2 protein-coding genes and 1 tRNA gene are annotated in these 2034 nt (G+C 69.1%); 2 read left to right on the top strand and 1 reads right to left on the bottom strand.

Annotation, left to right across the window (positions count from 1 at the left end; genetic code table 11):
- Positions 1 to 861: sensor histidine kinase (locus C1I97_RS36005; protein ID WP_220040889.1), on the bottom strand; the 861-nt coding region annotated here is incomplete at its 3' end.
- Positions 862 to 1027: 166 nt separating this feature from the next.
- Here C1I97_RS36005 and C1I97_RS36000 point away from each other — a divergent pair.
- Together C1I97_RS36000 and C1I97_RS35995 are read left to right on the top strand one after the other, a co-directional pair.
- The gene (locus tag C1I97_RS36000) at positions 1028 to 1888 is read left to right on the top strand and encodes a hypothetical protein (protein ID WP_111007128.1); all 861 of its coding nucleotides are present in this window, start codon (positions 1028 to 1030) and stop codon (positions 1886 to 1888) included.
- Between the two features lie 15 nt (positions 1889 to 1903).
- Positions 1904 to 1976, top strand: a tRNA-Gln gene (locus tag C1I97_RS35995).
- The last annotated feature ends 58 nt before the right edge of the window (positions 1977 to 2034 follow it).

The raw sequence follows: 2034 nt of genomic DNA, 5'->3' as shown, positions 1-2034 counted from the left end.
GGCCCGCCCCGCACGCCCACGCGCCTGCGCGGGCACCTGCCCCTCCGAACTGCGCAACACCCCGAGCATCTCCCGCAACTCGGTCAACGCCTGCCGGCCCATGTCCCCGACCAGAGCGGCATTCCGCACCGCCTTCTCCGGATCCTTCCGCGCCACCGCCTGCAACGCGGCCGCATGCACCACCATCAGACTCACCCGGTGCGCGACCACGTCGTGCATCTCCCGCGCGATCCGCGTCCGCTCCTCGTTGCGCGCCCACTCGGCCCGCTCCTCCGCCCGCTCCGCGAGCAGCTGCAACTCCCGCTCCAGACTGTCCGCCCGCTCCCGCAGACTCTCCATGAGCCGCCGCCGCGCCCCCACGTACAGCCCCAGCAGAAGCGGCGGCGCCGTCAGCCCGAGCGAGGCACTGACGGCGGCGAACGGCACGAACCAGTTCCCCAGGGTCAGATCCCCCCGGGCCATGTCCTGCCGCACCTGCACGAACGTCACGATCATCGTCCCGAGCAAGGACATCCCGGCCAGCGCGGCGATCACCCGGCGCGGCACCTCGCACGCGGCCAGGGTGTAGAGCCCGACGGTCGCCAGCAGGAACCCCATCTGGGCCGGCGTGATGGCGATCGCCACCAGCACCACGGCGACGGGCCACCGCCGCCGGACGAGCAGCACGGACCCCGCGAGTACCCCGAACACGACCCCCACGGCCGCCGGAACCCCCGCGTCCCGCGCGAACGGCACCCCCTCGATCCCACACTCCAGCGCGGACACCAGCGCAAGGCTCCCGTCGAGCACCGCACCACGCCACCGCGCCCACCACCACGGCCCGGCCGGGGCCGTGGCTCGGTCTTCCCCCGTCGTGGTCATACCCCCAGCCTACGGGCGGCCGCCCAGGCCTTTCCGCCGACTTCCGGGTGCGGAACCGGACCACGCTCCGTAATCGAATGACGGCGAAACCAGCCGGAATCCCTCGAACTGCTGAACCTCCCCCGTTCGACCCCGGAACCAGACATTCCGCCCGGACGGTATGCCCATGGCACATGCACCAGGCAAGTACGCCGACTTCGAGGACCTGCGGGAGCGGGCGATCGCGCTGCGGCGGGCAGGACTCAGCCGACGGCAGATCCGAGACCGCCTGCACGTCGACAACAACGACATCCTCAACCGCCTCCTGGAGGGCGAACCGCCCCCGGAGTGGACCAGGCGGCCGAACGCGAAGGACGGCCTGCGCGACAAGGCACGCGAGCTTCGCCTCCAGGGCTGGACGTACGACCGGATCCAGGTGGAGCTGGGGTGTTCGAAGAGCTCGATCTCGCTGTGGGTACGGGACCTGCCGAAGCCCGAGCGACGCGACCCGTCGGAGCAGGCGAAGCTGGCAGCGCGGAAGAGGTGGGAGCACGAGCTCGCCGTACGCGACCAGGCACGACAGCAAACCAAGGCCGCTGCCGCGCAGGAGGTCGGGGAGATGTCTGATCGGGACCTCTTCATGGCTGGGGTAGCCCTCTACTGGGCAGAGGGAACGAAGGACAAACCGTACGGCCGGCGGGAAACCGTCATCTTCGTCAACAGCGACCCCGGTGTGGTCCAGCTCTATCTCGCTTGGCTGAGCCTCCTGGACGTTGAGGCGGAGCGCCTGCAGTACCGCGTGATGATTCACATGACGGCAGACGTGGAGGCAGCCAAGCATTACTGGGCCGACCTGGTCGGCGTCGACGCTGCCACGTTCCAGAGGACGACGATCAAGAAACACAACCCGAAGACCGTCCGCAAGAACGTGGGCGAGAACTACCGGGGCTGCCTTGTGATCCGCGTATCACAGGGCGCTGAGCTCTATCGCCGCATCGAGGGCTGGTGGAATGGAATGGTGGCACAGGCCCCAGCACGTCTCCGGTAAGGTCTGATGCAGCGATCCGCCATGGGGTAACTGGTAGCCCGCGGGCCTTTGAAGCCCTGTAGTGCTGGTTCGAATCCAGCTGGCGGAGCTGCTCAGTTCGGGTCCTGACCCCCAGAGGTCAGGACCCGTTCCCGTCTCCCCCCACC

The organism is Streptomyces sp. NTH33, assembly GCF_003236365.1.
GTDB lineage: Bacteria > Actinomycetota > Actinomycetes > Streptomycetales > Streptomycetaceae > Streptomyces.
This window is presented reverse-complemented; position numbering and strand designations above follow the sequence as displayed.

Excerpts from the sequence above, each read along its gene's own strand:
- C1I97_RS36000 (WP_111007128.1), top strand. The coding sequence starts at position 1,028 with ATGGCACATGCACCAGGCAAGTACGCCGACTTCGAGGACCTGCGGGAG.